Source organism: Candidatus Arsenophonus lipoptenae (assembly GCF_001534665.1).
GTDB lineage: Bacteria > Pseudomonadota > Gammaproteobacteria > Enterobacterales > Enterobacteriaceae > Arsenophonus > Arsenophonus lipoptenae.
Window position 1 is genome coordinate 698,075 of sequence record NZ_CP013920.1, and the last position, 23,361, is coordinate 721,435.

Here is a 23,361-nt window from a genome sequence, read left to right on the forward strand (position 1 = left end):
TAATTATTTTGAAGCTAATTTTCTGAAAAGTTTTTTTTGCTAATTATTTTTATTTAAATTAAAAATAATTATATTAAATGATTAATACAAGATACTGTTAAATACTAATTAATTAAATATAATTTTTAGCAAAAATTTATTTAAATTTACCTGATAATTTACTTTATTAATTAAATATTTAAAAATTATAATTTTAACTAATTATATGCTATTCCCATTCTATTGTAGCTGGTGGTTTGCCTGTAATATCATAAACTACTCTAGAGATACCTTTTACTTCATTAATAATTCTATTTGATACTAAATTAAGAAAATCATATGGAAAATGTACCCAATTAGCAGTCATAAAGTCAATGGTTTCAACTGCTCTTAATGCTATTGTCCAATTATATTTGCGTTCATCTCCCATTATACCAACAGATTGTAATGGAAGAAAAACAGTAAAAGCTTGGCTTACTTTATAATAAAAATTGTTTTTATGTAATTCTTCAATAAAAATTGAATCAGCTTGCCTTAATAGATCACAATATGATTTTTTTACTTCACCTAATATACGAACTCCTAATCCAGGACCAGGAAATGGATGACGATATAATATATCGTAAGGAAGACCTAATTTTGTACCTATTATCCGTACTTCATCTTTAAATAATTTTTTTAATGGTTCTATTAATTTTAATTTCATTTTTTTTGGTAACCCACCAACGTTGTGGTGGGATTTAATAATATCTTTTTTACCTTTCAGAGAAATAGAAGATTCGATAATATCTGGATAAATAGTCCCTTGTGCTAACCATTTTACTGTAGTATACTTTTTTGCTTCTTCATTAAGAATTTCAATAAAAATGCGACCTATTTTTTTACGTTTTAATTCTGGTTCAATAATTCCTACTAATCCATTAAAAAATCGTTCTTCTGCAGATACATTAATAATGTTTAAATTAAATTTATTTGATAATATATCAATAATTTGTTGTGCTTCATTTAGGTGTAATAAACCATTATCAATAAATATACATATCAATTGATTACCCACAGCACGATTAAGCAGTAATGCAGTTACTGATGAATCTATACCTCCAGATAATGCTAAAATAACAAGATCATTTCTAATTTTTTCTTGTAATTCTTGTATTGTATTTTCAATAATTATTTCAGGTGTCCAATATGTTTTACAATGACAAATATTTAATATAAACCGTTGCAAAATAGCTTTACCTTGATAAGTATGAGTTACTTCAGGATGGAATTGAATTCCATAAAAATGTTTTTTTTCATTAGCAATGATAGCAATAGGACAGTTATCAGTACTAGCTATAACCTTAAAATCTTTAGGAAGAGTAGTTACTTTATCTTCATGACTCATCCATACATTAAGTAATGGTTCACCATTTATACTAATATCATCATATATATTGTTAAATAGATTGCAAAAACTTTTAATATATACTTTGGCATAACCAAATTCTCGTTTATTAGTTGTTTCAACTTGTCCCCCTAATTGAATAGACATAGTTTGCATACCATAACAAATGCCTAATACAGGAACACCTATTTTAAAAACATATTCAGGAGCACGTGGGCTATTTTTTTTAGTAGTACTATTAGGTCCTCCAGAAAGAATAATGCCATTTGGATTAAATTCATGTATTTTAATTTCTGAAATATTCCATACAAAAAGTTCACAATAAACACCTATTTCTCGAATACGACGTGCAATTAATTGACTATATTGTGAACCAAAATCAAGAATTAATATTTTATATTGCTGAATATGAGATGTCATCTAAATAAAATTCCAAAAATAAAATCTATTATTTAATTAATTTGTAAAATTACGTTAATAAAATATAAAATAATTAACTTAAGCGATAATTAGGTGATTCTTTAGTAATTGTAACATCATGTACGTGACTTTCTTGTATACCAGCATAACTAATACGTACAAATTCTGTCTTTTTTCTTAATTCTTCAATAGTACTACAACCTGTTAGTCCCATACAAGAACGTAGACCTCCCATTTGCTGATGTATAATATGTTTTAATAATCCTTTATAAGCAATACGTCCCTCTATTCCTTCAGGCACTAATTTATCAGTTGTATTTTCTACTTGAAAATAACGTTCAGAAGAACCTTTCGACATGGCACCTAATGATCCCATCCCTCTATATGATTTATAAGAACGACCTTTAAATAAAATTATGTCTCCAGGTGATTCTTCAGTACCAGCAAGCATTGAACCAACCATAACACATGAAGCACCTGCTGCTATTGCTTTAGCAATATCACCTGAAAATCTAATCCCACCATCAGCTATTACAGGGATATTCATGTCATTTAATGCTTCAACTGCATCAGAAATAGCAGTAATTTGAGGTACACCAACCCCTGTTATAATACGTGTTGTACAAATAGAACCTGGCCCAATGCCTACCTTTACCGCATTAACACCAGCTTCTACTAATGCTTTTGCACCCTCACCGGTTGCTATATTACCTCCAATAATTGGTAATTTGGGATATTTTTTCCTAATATCTCTAATATACTGTAAAACATTGTTAGAATGCCCATGAGAAGAATCAATTAGCAAAACATCAATACCGGCTGCGACTAATGCTTCTATACGTTGTTCATTATTTTTACCAATACCTACAGCTGCACCAACTCTTAAACGACCTTGTTTATCTTTACATGCATTAGGTTTTCTTTCAGCTTTTTGAAAGTCTTTTACTGTAATCATTCCAAATAAATTAAAATTATCATCAACAACTAATGCTTTTTCTATGCGTCTTTCATGTAATTTTTGTAAAACTACTTCACGTGATTCATTCTCTTTAACCGTGAGTAAATTTTGTTTAGTTGTCATAACTGCTGTTACTGGTTGATCTAAGTCTGTTACAAAACGAATATCTCGACCAGTAATAATGCCAATCAATTCTTTTTTATTAACTACAGGATATCCAGCAAATCCATTTTGCTTAACCAATTTATAGACTTCTCTGATTGTTGTTTTTGGAGTTACTGTTACAGGATCTATAACAATACCACTTTCATGTTTTTTTACTCTCCGCACTTCTTCTGCTTGATGTTTGATAGACATATTTTTATGAATAAAACCCATACCACCTTCTTGGGCTAATGCAATTGCTAAATTTGATTCAGTGACAGTATCCATTGCAGCAGAAATAATAGGGATAGTTAAACGAATAGAATCAGTTAATTGTGTAGATAAATTAGCTGTATTTGGTAATACATTTGAATGTGCTGGAACTAATAACACATCGTCGAATGTCAGTGCTTCTTTCTTTATACGTAACATTAGCATATCTCTTCTGAAGAGATTTAGAAAAGGATAAAATCTTATCATAAGATTATATATTATGGATTTTATTGATTCCAGTGTTTTTGTTAATAACAAGTGAATAATTTTATTTTAAAACTTAGATATATTGATATTGATTTCATTTTTTATATATATGCTATTTTTGTATTTTAATTTTATATAATTTTTTTAAATATTAGTTTTTTTAAAAGTATTTAAACATCATTATTTTAAATATCTTGTAATACTATTGCATATTATAAAAATATATTAAATATATGTAATATTTGTATTTTTTACATAATCTATTGTTAAAATCAAGTTAATGAGTTATAAATAAGTCCATAAAAATATTAGAATTTTAAAAAATATAAAAATATGATTTTTATCATAGAACATTAAAATTTGTCATATTTTTTTAATTTACTTTATTAATTATTAGTTTATTTTATTAGTTAATTTAAATATATATAATTCTAAAAAATAGTTTAATAACTTCTTAAGTTATATATATTTTGATTTATATTATATATAAGCTATAAAAATAATAATATATACGTAGAAAAGAATTAAAATTTATGATCATATAATTTAAAAAGTATTATTTTAAATATTAAACTAATAATATTGAATTTTATAAAATGCTATTTATAATAAATTAAATAAAAAATTCTGTCGTTCCTATTATTGTTATACTTTTAACATAAAAAGCAATAATATATTACAAGATTTGTATAGTTAAAAACTAATACGTTATGTCATCATTAATTGATTATATACTATACAGTATATAAAACTGTAATTCTACTAGACAAGCATATAAATAACTGGATAGCAATAAAATTATTTACTATTCATATGATTATAAAGTTAATGGAATACATATTAAATTGATTAAATTTTTTCATATTCACAATGAGAATTATTAATTAATAAACGTAGAATTACATGAAAAAATTTGTCTGAAGAACAAAAGAATATTACAAATATAAATAGTGATAAAAATTTAATATTAAATTATCCAACAATTATAAAACATCCGTTATTAGTTGTTAAAAATAAATATTTACTCAGATTTTTAATACTAGATTATAACAAGATTGAAGAAAATTTATACTATTAGAAGCTAATTATGATTTGTCCTGTTATTAAGTTAGCACAAGAACTTATCCAACAACCATCTATTAGCCCAAATGATCATGGTTGTCAAATTATTTTAATGAATCGATTAAAAAAAATAGGTTTTTTAATTGAAGTTATGTCATTTGGGGATACCACTAATTTATGGGCTTATCATGGAAAATATGGTGATATGGTAGCTTTTGCTGGACATACTGATGTTGTTCCTGCAGGTAAAATTCAGGATTGGCGTTATCCTCCTTTTACTCCAACTGTGGATAAAGGTATGTTATATGGCCGAGGAGCTGCTGACATGAAAGGTTCTCTAGCTGCAATGATTATTGCAACTGAGAAATTTATTATTGATAATCCTAATCATGCTGGTAGATTAGGTTTTCTGATCACTTCTGATGAAGAAAGTGAAGCAATTAATGGAACAGCAAAAGTAATTGACAAATTAATATATCGTAAAGAAAAAATTAATTATTGTATTATAGGTGAACCATCTAGTCATATGAAATTAGGTGATAATATCAAAAATGGTCGTAGAGGTTCATTAACGGCTAAACTTGATATCAAGGGGACTCAAAGTCATATTGCTTATCCATGTTTAACTAATAATTTAATACATAACTCATTATCGTTGTTAAATGAATTAATTAAAAAAAAATGGGACACTGGTAATGATTTTTTCCCTCCAACAAGCATGCAAATTTTTAATATAAATACTAATAGTATTAGTAATAATACTATTCCTGGGGAATTGTCTGTTCAGTTTAATTTTCGGTTCAATAGTAATATTACAGAACAACAAATTCGTCATCAAGTTGAAAAGATACTAAGAAAATATAATTTTCATTATAAGATCAAATGGGTTTTATCTGGTAATCCGTTTATAACAAAAAGTGGTAAATTAATTGATATTGTACGTCAGGTTATAAAGCAGCATTGTGGTTATCAACCTCAGTTATCAACTTCTGGAGGAACATCTGATGGACGTTTTATTACTAAAATGGGAACAGAAATAGTTGAATTAGGTCTATCAAATCAAACTATTCATAAAGTTAACGAATGTGTTAGTATTATAGATCTACAAAATTTAAGTTTTATTTATCAGAATATTTTGCAAAAAATATTTGCAATAATTTAAAATTATTTTTTCAATGTTTAAAAAAATTTGTATATTAAATTCAATTAATATTCGTTAAATAACATTAGTTTATTAACATACTATTTTGTGTTTTATTATTTATTAATAATATTTTTAGTGCTATAGTGTGATCTAATAATTAGATAGTTAAAATTTTATAAATAAGATTATTTAATATCTTATTAAAAATGATTTATCCTGATATTTTTTTGTTAAAAATTTTATTTTTCAGTTTTTAATATATACTTTTAATATAAATTTAAATATCATTAAATCCTGATAGGTAGTATTACTAATTTTTTAATTTTGCTATTAAAATGCATTTTGCTAAATTATTTTTAAAATTATAAATTTAACTTATTGTATTATTATGTAATTTATTTATTGAATAAATTAGTTTATTTAACATTAACATATTATAACGTTGAATTTCTGTAGGACTGGAAATATTTTTTGATTTTTGTTTTATGCCTTCATTACTTATTGTAATTATTATTTGATTATTTTTCAATTTAAATTGGATCTTTTGTTTAGTTTGTACTGGAATATCTTCATCTTTTCTTTCCCAAGAAATCCAATCTGTAATTAAGAAGAAATGGGAATCATTTTTTTTAATAATTTTTGTTATTTTTTGTTTTAATATTTTTATAATTTGTTCCCAAATATATTTATTTTCAGTTGATTGTTTTAAAAATAAACTACAAGTAGTTAAAGTATTTTTGATATAAGTGTTGTTAAGTAACAAAATAGGTTGAATAGGAGGTCTAATATCTAAATCTTTACCTACCGCATTATTTTGGTTACCTTGTGGAGGAATATAATATTCATCTTCTTCTAAAGGTAATGATATTCCATATGGAATAATTAAACGTTTTAATGGTGTATATTTTAAATATGTGTCATCCCCATTAATTTGACGTTTATGTTTTTGATTACTTGTACATGACATTAAAAGTATTATAAATAATAATACTATTATTTTTATTTTTAATTTATATAGTGATATTTTATGTGGAAATATTTCCATCATATTTACATTTCTCTAAATCTTATAAATTAGCTATTTTTAGTGCTTTTTTTACTGCTATTTGACCAACTAATGTTAATGATGTCATAGGTAATCGTAATGTATACGATTTAATTAATCCTAATTGATAACAGGCCCATTTGATTGGAATCGGATTAGTTTCAATAAATAATTGATTATGTAATTCACTTAATCTATAATTTAATTTATATGCTTCAGCGTATTTTTTTTTCAATGCTAGTTTACATATTTTAGTCATTAATTTTGCAGCAATATTAGCTGTCACAGAAATTACTCCTTGACCACCTAATTGAATAAATTCTAATGCTGTAGCATCATCACCACTTAGCAAAATAAAATTTTCATTATTTATTAATCTACGCATACGATTAACGCGAGCTAAATCGCCACTAGCATCTTTAATGGCTATTATATTACTTAATTTTGCTAATCTTGCAACTGTTTCAGGTAATAAATCACACCCAGTACGTGATGGAATATTGTATAAAATTTGAGGCAGATTTGTTTTTTCAGCAATAGCTTTAAAATGTTGATATAATCCTTCCTGTGAAGGTTTATTATAATAAGGAGTAACTGTTAGACAAGCAAAAATACCTGTCTTTTCTAAAGATTTAATTACTGAAATTGCTTTTTTTGTGTTATTATGACTAATTCCAGCGATAATAGGAATTCTATTATGAGAATATTTTAATGTAGTAAATATTACATCTAAGTATTCATTATAATCAAGTGTCGCTGATTCTCCAGTAGTACCAACTGATACAATAGCGGTAGTACCGTTATTAACGTGATAATCAATTAATTTTTTTAGGCTAGTTTTATCTATCCTTCCTTGTGTATCCATTGGGGTAATAAGCGCCGCAATACTACCTCGCAAAATTCTTTTATAAAGATTATTAAACATAATATATCCTTATTTAATTATTTTATATTTATGATTTATATTTTATGTTTTGATATCTATCAAAATAAATATTTTTTATAAATATATTTAATTTTATTACTATGAAATAAAAAAATATGTTACTACTTAAATTTTTAATATATTATTTTTGTTTATATAATTTATTTAAATTTAAAAAATAAAATAGATTTGTAATTTTATGTAAAAATTATATAAAAACAATATAATACAAATAAATGCATGTCTATTTTAAATAATATTTATATAAGATTATAGTGATAATAGTGAAATTAAACTAGTACGAGATGTAGATTATAATATATAATATAGAATATAATAATAAGGCATAAAAATTGATAAATAGTGTGACTTATTGATTATTTAAAATAAATATGGCAGTAAAAATAATAAAATATAATTTACTGCAAAATAACTTATTAAAAAATATAATATTTTTGTGGTAAGTATTTAATACATTAAGGTATATCTGTATATAAATTTATTCAAAAGGATATTTTTAATGATTAGATTAAAAATAGGTGATAAAGCACCATTTTTTAGCTTGCCTAATCAGGAAGGTAAAATAATTCAATTATCTAATTATTTTAATAAAAGAGTTTTAATTTATTTTTATCCTAAAGCAATGACACCAGGATGTACCATCCAAGCTTGTAAATTAAGAGACGATATATATAAATTTCAACAAATGAATGTTGAAATTGTTGGTATAAGTACTGATAAATTTGAAAAATTATTGCTTTTTGCTAAAAAAGAAATGCTAAATTTTACTTTATTATCTGATCATAAGCATGATGTTGTAAAAAAATTTGGTGTATGGGGTATAAAAAAATTAATGGGAAAAACTGTTTATAGTGTACATCGTATTAGTTTCTTAATAAATACTAAAGGTGAAATTGAATATATATTTGATAAATTTAAAACATCTAATCATCACCAAATTGTATTAAATTATTTAAATCTTCATTCGTGAGGATCGAAAGGATATATTATAGAATAATGAATAAATTTTATTACTACTAAATTTATCTATTTATTATATTATCTTTATCTATCAGGATCTTTCAGGGCATACATCTAAAATAGCTTTAATTAAAGTTGCTAATGGAATAGCAAAAAATACTCCCCAAAATCCCCAAAGACCACCAAATACTACTATAGATAAAATAATAATAAGTGGATGTAAATTAACTATTTCAGAAAAAATAATTGGAACTAATAGATTGCCATCTAATCCTTGAATAATTAGATAAGTGATGAGTAAAGTACAAAATTCAGATCCAACCCCCCATTGGAATAATGCAACTAATACTACTGGTATAGTGACAACAATTGCCCCAATATATGGTATCAATACTGAAATACTAATAATTACTGATAAAAATAATGAATACCGTAATTCTAAAATAATAAATGATATATAAGAAAATAAACCAACAATGATCATTTCTATTACTTTACCACGTATGTAATTAGTAATTTGTTTATTCATTTTTTGCCAAACTTGTCCTACTAATAATCTATCTTTAGGTAAAATACGTTGTAGTCCATTTATTATGTTTGTTTTATCTTTTAATAAAAAAAATATTATAAAAGGTACTAAAACTAAATATATTGCTATCGTGATAATACCAATAAGTGAAGCGACAGAATATTTAACTACAGATTCACCTAATGTGGATAAGCGGTTTCTTAAATTATTCAGAATCATATCTATGATACCAACATCAACTAAATCAGGATATCTTTCAGGTAACGCTTTAGCATATTTATTAAAGCTATTTACCATTGAAGGTAAATCTAATAATAAATTCATTCCTTGTTGCCAGATGATTGGTACAATAATTAAAAAAAACATAGCACTAATACTTATAAAAAATATAAATACAATAGACACAGAAGTTAATCTTGATAAACCTAAAGCACTTAATTGTTGTGTAGGTCCCTCTAGTAAATAAGCTAATACAATAGACACTAATAATGGAGCTAAAATATCATGAAAAAATAATATTATGCAAAAACCCATTACTATACTGATAAATAATGCAACTATTTGCGGGTCTGAAAATCTTTTTTTATACCATGTTAAAAACATATCGAACATATATATTCACTCCAGAATGAGGCGAAAATCTATCAAATTAAAATAATTGATATCAAAATTATGCGTTTTTGATATATTATCATTTAGTAAATAGTATTTATTATAAAAATATTATTTTAAAATTTAATTATTTATAAATTATATGCTAGTTTATAGTATTTGTTAATAATGATAAACTAATTATAAATTTTATATAAATTTCATAAATTTTAATTATATTTTTGTATAATTTTATTGACTATAAGATATTATTTTTAAATAAGTTAGTTTAATGAAATTAAATATTTTATCATTATTTATGATATCTAAATTATTTAAATATTAAAAATAATAAAATGAGCAATTTAATTGTTAAAAATTTAATTTTAAAAGATAATTTTTAATTAAAGTTTCAAAATATTTTTATAAATGAGATAGTTAGTTTTCAATGTGCAACAATAGAGTCATGATCTAATTTATCTAATATAGCGAGTAATATGCTAGTTTTTCTATTTAAACGATTTAATACAAATATAATAACTTCCTTTAGATAATTTAAAACCGCGTAACTGGGCACGTATTTGTAGTGCTTTTATTTTATCTTTATCACTAAGTGGATAAAGAGTTTATATATCTGCCCCAGTAAGCCTAGAAGCTAAATCAGGTAATGATATATTAATTAATTTTGGTGATGCTTTATTACCTGTAATTAATAAACAGGAATTACCATATTCTATTATGGATTATATAAATTAAAGATTGCCATTTCCCACTTACTGTTATTAACAATGCGATGAATATTATCAATACAAACTAGCATTAAGTGTTCCACACCATCTAAAACATTAGGTATGAAATGACTATATTTATTTAAAGGTAATATAATAAGTAACTGCCTTATTTTTTTTGATAATTTATTACATGCAGCATGTAATAAATGGCCTTTACTACTAACTTCTTGATGTGACTAGAAATAAATATAGCTATAAACTTTGTTGATTAATTGCAGATTTAATAATAATAAAAAGCTATTTTTACAGTAATAAAACTATTAAATGTTTTATAATCAGGAGCGAATAGTAATATAAGTTGAGATATTATTATATTCAGAATCACCTCTATTTTAATAAAAAATAATACATATAATTTAATATAAAAGTTTTAATTTTACTAATTTAAATATATTTTTTATAATTTATATAACTAATATTTTATTAGTTTACTAATGTTAAAAACATAATAATTTTTAATTAAATTATTATAATTATATCTTATATAAGATATAATTATTATTTTATCATATATAGTATTTTTATTTTTAATAAAATATTTTGAAATAGCGTTTATAATATAACAATTAATTATCAATTAAATATGGATTTTTGTAAATTTTATATAAATGATTAAAATAATAACCTATTTTAATTATAAAAATTGTAAGACACTCATCAATTAAAATAAAAATTACTATAAGTTTAACCATTATAGATTTAACCGTTATATAACACATAACAATAACCGTTTATATCATACTTACCTATAAAATAATAAAAGTTAACTATTATAATTCTCTATTTTAGAAACAACTTCTATGGTATGATGAAATCATTTAAAAATATGTAATTAGATAATTTAATTTTATGTATAAATAAAAATATTCTTTCAAAAAAAATTAAAAAAAATTTATTAATTTTTTGATAGTTATTTTTACTGAATTATAAAATTCTTTAGTATCTTTAATTAATTATTTTAAATTATTATTTAACTTTATATACTGAATATATTACTTAATTTTTGCTTTTAAAAAAATTAATATTAATACTGTTTTTTATAAAAATAGTTTAATATTTATATAGGATGATTTACTTAAAAATTATTTTAAGTAGCTATTTTTTGTTTTAGTAAAATTTAATTATAAAATCGATTTATAATATTTTAATTATATTATAAAATAATTAAGATTTTTATTTCTATAATCATAAATTCTTGTATTTTAAATTTATTAAAATTATTAAAAATATTTAATATATGTATATTTATTTAAAAATTTAAAAAAATAATTAGAAATCTAAAGGAGTTGATAATTAATTAATAGTTTATTATTAATAATAAATTAGAATACAGTTATCAAATAATTAGTTTTGTATTAAAAATAATAGTTATTGCTAGATAAAATAGTTATAGTTATTTATATATTTTTATATAATAAGTAATTCTTATCTTTCTAATTAAGGTTATCTAATGTCTACTGATAAATCTAATGAGTCAATTACATTACGACCATTAGAACGTGAAGATCTACCATTCATTCATCAATTAGATAATAACGCTAGCGTAATGCGTTATTGGTTTGAGGAACCTTATGAAGCCTTTGTTGAATTAAGCGATTTATATGATAAACATATTCATGATCAACTAGAACGTAGATTTATTATTGAACATAAAGGAACTAAAATTGGATTAATTGAATTAGTAGAAATAAATTATATTCATAGAAGAGCTGAAATTGGTATTATTATTGATCCTGCATTTCAAGGTAAGGGATATGCTGCTAAAGCTACCAACTTAGCAATGGATTACGCATTTTCAGTATTAAATTTATATAAAGTTTACTTGATTGTGGATAAAGAAAATACAAAGGCTATGCATATTTACAAAAAATTAGGTTTTCGTATTGAAGGTGATTTAATTGATGAATTTTTTATCAATGGAAAATATCGTACAGTTATTAGAATGAGCATCTTTCAACATCAATATAGTGAAATAAAGAAATCTTTGTTTATAAAAAATAATAAAATAAATGAAAGTCATTATTAATTAAAAATTAAGTAAGTTATAGCAGTATATTACTACTGTTTATGGAGTAAGGATGTATCAAGATCTTATTTATACTGAAAAAGAGATTAGTTGGCTTTCATTTAATGAACGAGTGTTACAAGAAGCAGCAGATAAAAGAAATCCATTAATTGAACGTATGCGGTTTTTGGGTATTTATTCAAATAATCTTGAGGAGTTTTATAAAATTCGATTTTCTGATGTAAAACGACGCATACTAATTAATGAAGAAAGAGGAACAGCATCTAATTCAAGAAAGTTGTTAAAAAAAATTGAAAGTAAAGTTGCTCAAATGGATCGCGAATTTGATTTTTTATATAATGAATTATTATTTGAAATGGCTCGTAACCAAATTTTTTTAATTAATGAGCGACAAATTTCATCAAATCAACAAATTTGGTTACGACAATTTTTTCGTCAGCAACTCCGTCAGTATATTACTCCTATATTAATAACTCAAGAAATTGATTTAGTTGAATTTTTAAAAGATGATAACACTTATTTAGCTGTTGAGATTATTCAAAATAATAATATACAGTATGCTTTATTAGAAATCCCAGCTGGCAAACAACCTAGATTTATTCATTTACCACCCGATACTTCTAAAAAAAGAAAATCAATGATATTGCTAGATAATATTTTACGTTATTGTCTGGACGAAATTTTTAAATGTTTTTTTGACTACAAGGCATTAAATGCTTATGCCATGAAAATGACACGTGATGCGGAATATGATTTAACTACAGAAATGGAATCTAGTATGTTGGAATTAATGTCATCTAGTTTAAAACAACGTCTTAATGCTGAACCAGTTCGTTTTGTTTATCAGAGTAATATGCCTGATGAAATGGTAGAATTATTAAAAAAAAAACTTGGTTTATGTAATGATGATTCAGTTATTGCTGGTGGACGATATCATAATTTTAAGGATTTCATGAAATTTCCTAATAAAGGAAACAAAAACTTACTTAATAAGCCATTAATTAGGTTACGTCATCGCCGTTTTGATGACTTACGTAATGGATTTGATGTTATTAGAGAAAAGGATGTTCTGCTCTATTATCCTTATTACACTTTTGAACATACTATAGAATTATTACGCCAGGCCTCTTTTGATCCAAAAGTTTTAACAATAAAAATAAATATTTATCGTGTAGCTAAGGATTCACGTATTATTGGATCTATGATCCATGCTGCTCATAATGGTAAAAAAGTTACTGTAGTAGTTGAATTACAAGCTAGATTTGATGAAGAGGCTAATATTCATTGGGCTAAGCATCTCACTGAAGCTGGAGTACATGTTATTTTTTCTGCCCCAGGACTTAAAATTCATGCGAAGCTTTTCATGATTTCTAGGCTTGAACAAAATAAAATTATTCGTTATGTCCATATTGGAACTGGAAATTTTAATGAAAAAACTGCTTTGCTTTATACTGATTATTCTTTATTGACAGCAAATCAGACAATTACCAATGAGGTAAGAAGAGTATTTAATTTTATTGAAAATCCTTATAGACCTGTAACTTTTGAAAATTTAATGGTTTCGCCACAAAATATGCGTGCAAAATTAACGCAACTAATAAATAGAGAAATTAATAACGCAAAAGCTGGTAATATTGCTTTTATATCATTAAAAATTAATAACTTAGATGATAAAGAATTAATTAATCATCTTTATAATGCTTCAAATATTGGCGTAAAAATTCGTATTTTAATTCGTGGTATGTGTTCTTTAGTTCCTGGTATAGTTAATTTTAGTGAAAATATTCAAGTTACTAGCATTATCGATCGGTTTCTTGAACATGATAGAGTATATGTATTTAGTAATAATGGTAACGAAGATGTTTTTATTTCATCAGCTGATTTAATGACCCGAAATATCGATTTTCGTATTGAAGTTGCAGTGAAATTAGTAGATCAACAATTAAAACAACGTGTCCTTGATATTCTTGAATTGCAATTTAATGATACTGTAAAAGCACGTTATATTGATAAGAATTTGACTAATCGTTATGTGCCACGTGGAAATAAACGTAAAATACAATCTCAACTTGCTATATACAATTATTTAAGATTATTAGAACATCCAGATATATTAAAGCTAAATAAATAATATTATAGATACAAGATTTAAATGCCTAAATAGAAGAATATTAATTTAATTTTCAATTGATTTCTTACAAAGAAATTATATTAATATATAATTACAGTGTAATTTAAACTGATTAACTATTAATGCAAAATTAATTCAATAAGCTTCAATTTAATTAATGTTGTGCATTTGATATTTAAAGGCATTAAACTTAATATAGTAGATAATCATTTGAATTAACTTATAATAGAATAAGTTAATCAATATTTTTAAAACAAGAAAATCATCAAATTATTTATGATAATTATTATAAAATTCTGATGAAACTAATTTAGTTAAACTTATATTACTGTACTTATATGTTGTCAAACTATGGGTTTTACATTTAAAGTATTACCATTAATTGAAATAATTTCTACTTTAGTGCCTATTATTAACTCCATTTCACAATAAGTACGCCAACTACTATCGTTTATTTTCACTCTGCTATAACCATTATTAGTTGGTTCAATCAGTATTACTCGTAATCCAATCATATTTTGATTTCGTTGATTTGGTAGTCCTTTTTGTGGTTTACAAATCTTGTTTAACCAATACCACCAAAAAAGCACGGAAATAATAGTTGAAATTAAAAAAATAAAAACTTGGATTTCTAAACTGAGTGGGATTAACCAGACAATAATTCCAACTATGATAGCTGCAATACCACTCCATAATAAGTAGCCGTTTGCAATTAACGTTTCAATTGCTAGCAATAAACAACTAACTGATATCCAAAATTCGTATGCTTCTTTTGTAATTTGTTTTATCATAGTTAATTTCCTAATAAGTATCGATTTTATTTCATTAAAACATGAATAACACTAATAATACTTATTATATTACTGGTCATTAATAAAATTATTTTTTATATATTAAAAATATAATTGATCTATACTATAATTTTCTTCTTATAAATACAAGAATTTATATTTCTATTGTTATTTATATAATAATTGAATAGTTTTTTATAATTTTATCAAATCATAACATAGAAAATTTATTAATTTTAAGTTTAGTAATATATAATTAATTATTATTGTTTATGATGGCATGGTTATTCCTTTTCGAATACTTATTAGTTATAATAAAATTATTTATTAATTATGTAGTTTTATTATATTTGATATTTATCATTTATTATAAATTAATTTTTTATTTATTGAATTAAAATGTGTTTGTTAAAATTGATTTATAGTTTTAATTATTTTAAATAATATTTTTTTAAGAAATTAAGTATCTCAAATCCAATTTTACAATTATAGTTATTTAAATTATTTTTATTTTAAATAAACAAATTTTTTGACACACTTTATTATAAGATTATTACGATAATTTTATATATCGTAATAATAATATTTAATACTATATAACTTAATAATTTGAAATTTACGCTAATTTCATGTCTTTATATTAAATTTTTAAAAAAATTATATATTGTTATATATATGACAATATGATTAGTAAATAAAAATAATATTTATGAATACATTATATATTTTAGATTATATTTTTAGAAAATTACAGTTTTTTATGCTATATCTTATTTTTATTTAATTAAAAACTATTTTTTATTTTGTTTTTGATGTCTTTAGGTATGTTACTTTTATTTATTGTTGGAATTTTTTGAAATTTATAAAAAATTAAAATTATATTAGTTTTATATTTTATTTTTATGTAATATTATAATTGATTAATGCTATAATTAAATATAAATAAATGTATCATATTAAAAAATTATTGATAATAATCAAAAATAAATATTTTATATTTACTATAAGATAGATACTGGTTATTCAAAATATTGTATTTATATGAATACATCTAAATATAATTATTATAAAAAAGTATTTTTTAATTAAAATTATTTTTATTTGAAAGTGTTAATTTAATAAATATTTTTAAATAATTTTAATTTAATAATATCAAAACTTACTGAAAGAATATTTAATATAAATTGTAAAGATCATAAAATTAAACTACATAAAACATTTTAATAAATAAATTTAATTTAAAACTTAAAATATGTTTATAGATAAAATGATGATACAAGTTTAAATTATTATTACTATTACTGCTAGTAATATCTATCTTGTTATTTTAATTAATATTTATATTATACGTAAATTATTTTAATCATATTAATCAAGATGTTTTATGAATTTATTCAAATCATTAGTATCTGTAAGTATTATAACTATATTTTCTAGAATATTAGGCTTTATTCGAGATACTTTTATTGCTCATTTTTTTGGTGCCAGTGTAGTAACTGATGCTTTTTTTATCTCCTTTAAATTACCAAATATTTTACGAAGAATTTTTGCAGAAGGAGCATTCTCTCAATCATTTATTCCTATTTTAGGGGAATACAAAAACAAAGAACATATTGATACAATACGCAATTTTATTTCTTATGTTGCTGGATTATTAATATTAATTTTATTTATTATTACAGTATTAGGAATTTTAGTTGCACCATGGATTATTTATATTATTGCACCTGGTTTTATTGATATTCCTGATAAATTTGATTTAACGGTACGTTTATTTAGAATTACTTTCCCTTATATTTTATTTATTTCCTTGGTGTCTTTTATTAGCTCTATTTTAAATACTTGGAATAAATTTTCTGTTCCTGCTTTTTCTCCTATTTTATTAAACATTAGTATGATTATGTCAATGTTATTTTTAGTGCCATATTGTGAATTTCCTATTTTAGCATTAAGTTGGGGAGTTTTTATAGGTGGAATTTTACAGTTATTATATCAAATTCCATTTTTAAAAGGAATGGGTTTATTAGTTTTACCTCGTATTTCTATGCAACATATAGGTGTATTAAGAGTAATAAAGTTAATGGGATCTGCTATTATAGGTGTTTCAATAAGTCAAATTTCTTTAATGATCAATACTGTGTTGGCATCATTTTTAGAATCTGGTTCTATTTCATGGATTTATTATGCTGACAGATTAATGGAAATACCATCTGGTATATTAGGATCAACAATTGGAACTATATTATTACCTTCTTTATCAAAAAGTTTTTCAACTGGTAATTACAGAGAATATCAGTGTTTAATAAATTGGGGATTGCGACTTTGTTTTTTATTAGCTCTTCCTTGCACTATTGTACTAGCTATTTTTGCCAAACCATTAATAATATCACTATTTCAGTATGGTAATTTTAGTTCGTATGATACCACAATGACTTTCCGCGCATTAATTGCATACTGTATTGGTCTAATGGGATTAATTATAGTAAGAATATTAGCAACTGTTTTTTATTCCAGAAAAGATATTAAAACTCCTATTAAAATAGCTTTTGTTAGTTTAATCTTAACGCAATTAATGAATATTATTTTTATTAAATTATTACAACATGTTGGATTGATTTTATCAATTAGTTTATCAGCATGTATAAATGCATTCATGCTATATTGGCAATTACTTCGTCAAGGTATATTTATTCCATCATTAAATTGGGGTAATTTTTTGTTAAAATTAAGCGCTTCATTAATGATTATGACTATTATATTAGTATTAATATTACAATATATCCCATTATGGGAAGAAGAAATTATGTTGATAAGAATATCTTGGTTATTAATTGTATTTTTTATAGGTATAATTAGTTATTTTATTGCATTATTTGTTTTTGGGTTTCGTTTACGCGATTTTTCACTAAGTGTTATGTAGTTTACAAGCGGTATAATTATCTTACAATCAGTATAATTATATTAATTTTGATTGTTAAATATGATTTTTCATTTAAAATAAAGAAGTATTATCAGTATTAGAAATGCGTCCGAGTGGATTCGAACCACTTACCATCACCATGTCACGGTGATACTCTAACCAACTGAGCTACGGACGCAATAATCCAATAATCATTGTTAAATTTTAATTGGTATTTTAAATACCAAAAATATCAAATTTATGGCTACAATATTAGTTTTTATAAAAATATATTTATTTAGTATAGTAAATATAAATTTACTCTATTAAATAATTTTTAAAATATAATCATAAAATTATTTATCATTGACATTTTAAAAATTTTAGTAATACAATTATTTTAGAAAAAAACTAAATTGAACTATAATTCCATATAAAGAGTAGTATAATAATACTATTATTTATAATATAGTCTAATATAAAATATAATTTATTAAAAGTAATATTTTATTAAAATATATAGTTGGTATTTAATATATTTGTACAGGTATCATTTAAGATGTTTACAGGCATCATTCAAGGAAAGGGAATACTAGTAGATGTTATCAATAGGATTAATTTAAACCGTTTTATTGTTAAATTTCCTAATGAAATGCTTCCTAATTTAAAGATAGGTGCTTCTGTTTCTAATAACGGATGTTGTTTAACAGTATCTGATATTAATCAGGAGTATATTACTTTTGATTTAATGAAAGAAACTTTAAAATTGACAAATTTAGAAAGTTTAAAAATAGGAGATATAATTAATTTAGAAAGATCAGTGAAATATAGTGATGAAATAGGTGGACATATAATGTCTGGACATATAATTACTACAGCTAAAATAATTAAAATTTTAAAATCTAAAAATAATCTTCAAATATGGTTTAATTTATGTAAAAAAAAATATGTAAAATATATTTTACATAAAGGGTTTATAGGTATTGATGGAATTAGTTTAACAGTAGGAAATGTAACTAATAATAGTTTTTGTGTTCATTTAATACCTGAAACAATTCTTCGTACTACTATAGCAGAAAAAAATCTTGGAGAAAAAGTTAATATTGAAATAGATTTTCATACTCAAGCAATAGTTGATACTATTGAACGCATAATAAACAAAAAATATAAAAGAATAATTTAAAGTAAAAATAATCTATATATAATATACTATATATAAATTTATTTTATCATAAAATAATTTAAAATTAATATATTAAAAAAATAAGCTAAGTAATATTCATAATTAAACTTACTTATCTTTTTATTATTTTATATTTTTATCTATTTTAAGATCAAAATATTATTATCAGTTGTGTTTCACACATTGATTAATATTAATTACATAATATATATCGATTAAAAATATTAATATAAAAAAATACTTTGAATATATATTTTAGGTATTGTATTTTTTATTATTAGTTGAATTAGTGAAAAAATTTAAAATTTTACTAAAAAACCATAATATTTTTATGATTTTAAAAAAAAGATAGAACAGTAGAGAACAGTAGTTAGATTTACTATAGTTAGTTATTAGTTATTATTCTAAATTAATAAATATACAACAAATAAATTTTTATAAAAGATAATATCATTAAGTACTAATAATTAACATATAGTCATAAATTTTTTGATAAAAATTTTCTATGAGTATGAATTGACATAATAATACCGAATCCAGACATTAATACAATTAATGCAGAACCTCCATAGCTTAATAATGGTAATGGAATACCAACTATAGGTAAAATACCACTAACCATTCCAATATTAATAAATATGTAAGTAAAAAAGATTAATATTAACCCACCAACCATAACTCTACCAAATGTATTTTGTGCATTAGCTGCAATTATAAACCCACGTATTATCAATAATAGATATAGTGTTAGTAAAATAATGACACCAATTAATCCAAATTCTTCAGATAGTACAGCAAAAATGAAATCAGTATGACGTTCTGGTAGAAATTCCAATTGTGACTGAGTACCATGTAACCATCCTTTTCCAAATAGGCCACCTGAACCTATAGCAATTTTGGATTGAATAATATGATAACCAGATCTTAATGGATCCATTTCTGGATTCAATAATATAGTAGTAATACGAATTCTTTGATAATCATGCATTAAAAAATACCATAGAATAGGAATAAAACAAGCGATACCTATAAATGAAATAGTAATTAATTTCCAATCCATGCCAGCTAAAAAAAGTATAAATAAACCAGATGCGATAATTAAAATAGAAGTACCTAGATCTGGTTGAGCTGCAACGAGTAATGCTGGTAAGAAAATTAGTATTAATGCTAGAAGAGTATTTTTTAATGTAGGAGGATATATATCTCGATTTACAAAACGTGCTACCATCAGTGGGACTGAAATTTTAGTTATCTCTGATGGTTGAAAACGAATAAATCCAATGTCTAACCATCTTTGTGCACCTTTACTAATTTGACCATATGCATCAACAAATAATAACAAGATTACAGAAAAAAAATAAAGATGAGGTGCCCAATTTTCATATATACGTGGAGAAATTTGCGCCATAATAATCATTAGAATAAATCCAATTAAAATCTGAATGCACTTGCGTTGCATCATATCTATATTTTGACCACTAGCACTCCACATGATTACAACACTGTATATTATCAAAGAGCAAATAATGAGTAACATTGTAATATCAAGATGCAACCATTTGGACAGCGATAATTTATTTAAATTATCATTCATGTATTATTAATCTTCTTTTAGTAATGTATTTGTATTTTTTACTTGTGATATATTTTTTTTATTAATTAATAAATAATCAAAAATACTTCTAACAAAATTACCAACAGTTATCCCAGTACCACCATTTTCTAGAATAATAGTAATAGAAATAGTTGGTTCATGATATGGTGCAAATCCAATCATTAATTTGTGATCACGTAGGTGTTTAGATACCTGACTTTCATTATATTTTTCATAATTAAATACCTGTGCTGTACCTGATTTGACAGCAGCTTTATATGGTGTATTGAGAAAATTTTTATATGCTGTTCCATTTGGTGCATTAGCTACCCCGTACATAGCTTCTTTAACTAATTTCCAAAATACTAAATTAATATTACCTATTTGTATATAATCTTTATGTTCATATGGTAGAATAGCTTTATCTAACTTTATTCCATAAAGTAGATGTGGAGTTTTAACAACACCATTATTAATTAACGTCATTAATACTTTAGCCATTTGAATTGGAGTCGTAGTCCAATAACCTTGTCCAATTCCTATAGGAATTGTATCTCCTTGGTACCAAGGTTTTTTGTAACGTTTTTGTTTCCATTCACGAGTTGGCATAAGACCTGAATTTTCTTCCCAGAGATCAATTCCAGTATATTGACCATATCCAAATTTATGCATCCAATATGATATACGATCTATACCCATATCATAAGCTATCTGGTAAAAAAACGTATCTGATGATTCAATAATAGCTCTAACAACATTTAATCTACCATGACCAATTTTTTTCCAATCTCTATAACGTTTTCCAGAATTTGGCAATTGCCACCAACCAGGATCAAAGAATATAGAATTAGTTGAGATAATGTTTTCAGTTAATGCAGCAATTGCTATAAATGGTTTAACAGTTGATGCAGGTGGATATACTCCTTGAGTAGTTCTGTTAATTAATGGTTTATTTGGATTATTTAATAATAATTGATACTCCTTATTAGATATACCATTAACGAATAGATTAGGTCCATATGTTGGTTTAGAGACTAAAGCTAAAATTTCCCCATTACGTGGATCGGTTACAATTGCCGCAGCTTTGCTGCTATTTAATAGTTTATCGATTTTAATTTGTAAATTGAGATCAATAGTAAGATAAATATCTTTTCCTGCTTGTGGAGTGTATTCATGTAGTTGACGTATAACTTTGCCATGACTATTCACCTCAACTTCTGCATATCCTATTGTACCATGTAAAATATTTTCATAATATCGTTCAATGCCTAATTTACCGATATTATGCATTGATTGATAATTTTTTAATAAATTATTTTTTTTTAATTTACTTATATCTTTATCATTGATTTTACCTACATAACCTATAACATGAGTCAGAATAGAGCCATAAGGGTAATAACGGCGTTGGTAACCTTTTACTTCAAGTCCAGGAAATTTATGCTGATTAACAGCAAAACGTGCTACTTGTACTTCATTTAATGAATTTTTTAATGGTATAGAAATAAATCTATGTGAACGTTTATGTTCTTTTTTGAAATCTTCTATATCTTTATCATTTAGATCTATAATATCACGTAATTGAGAAAATATTTTTTTTAGATTAATTGTTTTTTCAGGAATAATTTCCAATTTATAAAATGTTTTATTTAATGCTAGCGGAATTCCATTCCTATCATAAATTATACCTCTGCTTGGCAGCAGAGGGACTATTTTAATTCTATTATCATTTGATTTAGTTTGATAATTTTTATGTTGAATTACTTGTAAATTATAAAGATTGATAATTAAGATACTTATTAATATTAAAATAATAATAAAAGATATTAAGGAACGACGAATAAATAAAGTTGTTTCAGCGGTGTAATCGCGAAAAAATAATCTTTTCTTTTTTTCTTTTTTTTTCTTCGGATTCACACTGGTAACCTAGATAAATATCATATTTCTTATGTTTATAATGATTTTGTTATGTTTTCATTTATTTAAATTTTTCTATAAATTTAAAAAATAAAATTTTAATCTTTAATTGTATTAATCTTTTATTTTGTATAAAACATTATATAAAAATTAAAATTTTTACTTTTATATTTAAAATTAATATAACTTTTGTATTATGTATCTTAATTATTTATATCTATTTTTATAAAATGTTAAATATTTTATAAAAATAGATATAAATACAAAGTTAATAATTAATTTTAGTATAAAATATAATAATTTTAAATATTAAATTCAAATACAAAATTTTTGGATACAAGTTAAAACTACTATCTATTATATAAGAATGCTAAACTACATAAT

The 23,361-nt window shown here is 23.4% G+C and carries 14 protein-coding genes, 1 tRNA gene and 1 pseudogene; 6 read left to right on the top strand and 10 right to left on the bottom strand.

The features are described 5' to 3' along the window. Positions 1-208: 208 nt before the first annotated feature. Together guaA and guaB are read right to left on the bottom strand one after the other, a co-directional pair. Positions 209-1,786 carry a glutamine-hydrolyzing GMP synthase gene (guaA, locus tag AUT07_RS02860; protein ID WP_066283885.1) on the bottom strand — a complete coding sequence of 526 codons (1,578 nt, stop codon included), beginning with the start codon at positions 1,784-1,786 and terminating at the stop codon, positions 209-211. A gap of 73 nt (positions 1,787-1,859) precedes the next feature. Continuing rightward, a complete protein-coding gene (guaB, locus tag AUT07_RS02865; RefSeq protein WP_066283889.1) occupies positions 1,860-3,320 on the bottom strand; it encodes an IMP dehydrogenase in 1,461 nt (486 codons plus the stop codon). A gap of 1,135 nt (positions 3,321-4,455) precedes the next feature. Between guaB and dapE the strand changes: the two genes are divergently transcribed. Beyond that, positions 4,456-5,592: a succinyl-diaminopimelate desuccinylase gene (gene dapE, locus AUT07_RS02870; RefSeq protein ID WP_066283892.1), complete on the top strand. Its 1,137-nt coding sequence runs from the start codon at positions 4,456-4,458 to the stop codon at positions 5,590-5,592. A gap of 352 nt (positions 5,593-5,944) precedes the next feature. Here the strand turns inward: dapE and bamC are convergent, their stop codons facing one another. Continuing rightward, positions 5,945-6,622, bottom strand: a complete 678-nt coding sequence (gene bamC, locus AUT07_RS02875; RefSeq protein WP_066283895.1) for an outer membrane protein assembly factor BamC — start codon at positions 6,620-6,622, stop codon at positions 5,945-5,947. A gap of 19 nt (positions 6,623-6,641) precedes the next feature. Further along, positions 6,642-7,544 carry a 4-hydroxy-tetrahydrodipicolinate synthase gene (gene dapA, locus AUT07_RS02880; RefSeq protein ID WP_066283897.1) on the bottom strand — a complete coding sequence of 301 codons (903 nt, stop codon included), beginning with the start codon at positions 7,542-7,544 and terminating at the stop codon, positions 6,642-6,644. 520 nt (positions 7,545-8,064) lie between these two features. Between dapA and bcp the strand changes: the two genes are divergently transcribed. Then, entirely contained in the window at positions 8,065-8,535 is a 471-nt protein-coding gene (gene bcp, locus AUT07_RS02885) for a thioredoxin-dependent thiol peroxidase (protein ID WP_066283898.1), read from the top strand. Between the two features lie 81 nt (positions 8,536-8,616). On the opposite strand, the gene AUT07_RS02890 is transcribed toward bcp, so the two are convergent. Further along, on the bottom strand, positions 8,617-9,666 hold the full coding sequence (locus AUT07_RS02890) for an AI-2E family transporter (protein ID WP_066283903.1): 1,050 nt from the start codon (positions 9,664-9,666) through the stop codon (positions 8,617-8,619). A gap of 424 nt (positions 9,667-10,090) precedes the next feature. Further along, a pseudogene (locus AUT07_RS03425) lies at positions 10,091-10,761 on the bottom strand (HdaA/DnaA family protein). 1,125 nt (positions 10,762-11,886) lie between these two features. Here AUT07_RS03425 and speG point away from each other — a divergent pair. After that, positions 11,887-12,462 carry a spermidine N1-acetyltransferase gene (gene speG / locus AUT07_RS02895; protein ID WP_066283905.1) on the top strand — a complete coding sequence of 192 codons (576 nt, stop codon included), beginning with the start codon at positions 11,887-11,889 and terminating at the stop codon, positions 12,460-12,462. 52 nt (positions 12,463-12,514) lie between these two features. Next, positions 12,515-14,593, top strand: a complete 2,079-nt coding sequence (gene ppk1 / locus AUT07_RS02900) for a polyphosphate kinase 1 (protein ID WP_066283907.1) — start codon at positions 12,515-12,517, stop codon at positions 14,591-14,593. Between the two features lie 344 nt (positions 14,594-14,937). Here the strand turns inward: ppk1 and AUT07_RS02905 are convergent, their stop codons facing one another. After that, on the bottom strand, positions 14,938-15,384 hold the full coding sequence (locus AUT07_RS02905; RefSeq protein ID WP_066283908.1) for an NfeD family protein: 447 nt from the start codon (positions 15,382-15,384) through the stop codon (positions 14,938-14,940). A 1,384-nt stretch (positions 15,385-16,768) separates the two neighbouring features. On the opposite strand from AUT07_RS02905, the gene murJ reads away from it, so the two are divergent. Further along, positions 16,769-18,304: a murein biosynthesis integral membrane protein MurJ gene (gene murJ, locus AUT07_RS02910; protein ID WP_066283911.1), complete on the top strand. Its 1,536-nt coding sequence runs from the start codon at positions 16,769-16,771 to the stop codon at positions 18,302-18,304. A 104-nt stretch (positions 18,305-18,408) separates the two neighbouring features. Here the strand turns inward: murJ and AUT07_RS02915 are convergent. Next, positions 18,409-18,482, bottom strand: a tRNA-Val gene (locus AUT07_RS02915). A gap of 360 nt (positions 18,483-18,842) precedes the next feature. Between AUT07_RS02915 and AUT07_RS02920 the strand changes: the two genes are divergently transcribed. Further along, entirely contained in the window at positions 18,843-19,466 is a 624-nt protein-coding gene (locus AUT07_RS02920; RefSeq protein ID WP_066283914.1) for a riboflavin synthase, read from the top strand. A 478-nt stretch (positions 19,467-19,944) separates the two neighbouring features. Here AUT07_RS02920 and mrdB read toward each other — a convergent pair whose 3' ends face one another. Further along, a complete protein-coding gene (gene mrdB, locus AUT07_RS02925; protein ID WP_066283916.1) occupies positions 19,945-21,060 on the bottom strand; it encodes a peptidoglycan glycosyltransferase MrdB in 1,116 nt (371 codons plus the stop codon). A gap of 6 nt (positions 21,061-21,066) precedes the next feature. After that, a complete protein-coding gene (mrdA, locus tag AUT07_RS02930; protein WP_066283918.1) occupies positions 21,067-22,977 on the bottom strand; it encodes a peptidoglycan DD-transpeptidase MrdA in 1,911 nt (636 codons plus the stop codon). Positions 22,978-23,361 lie beyond the last annotated feature (384 nt).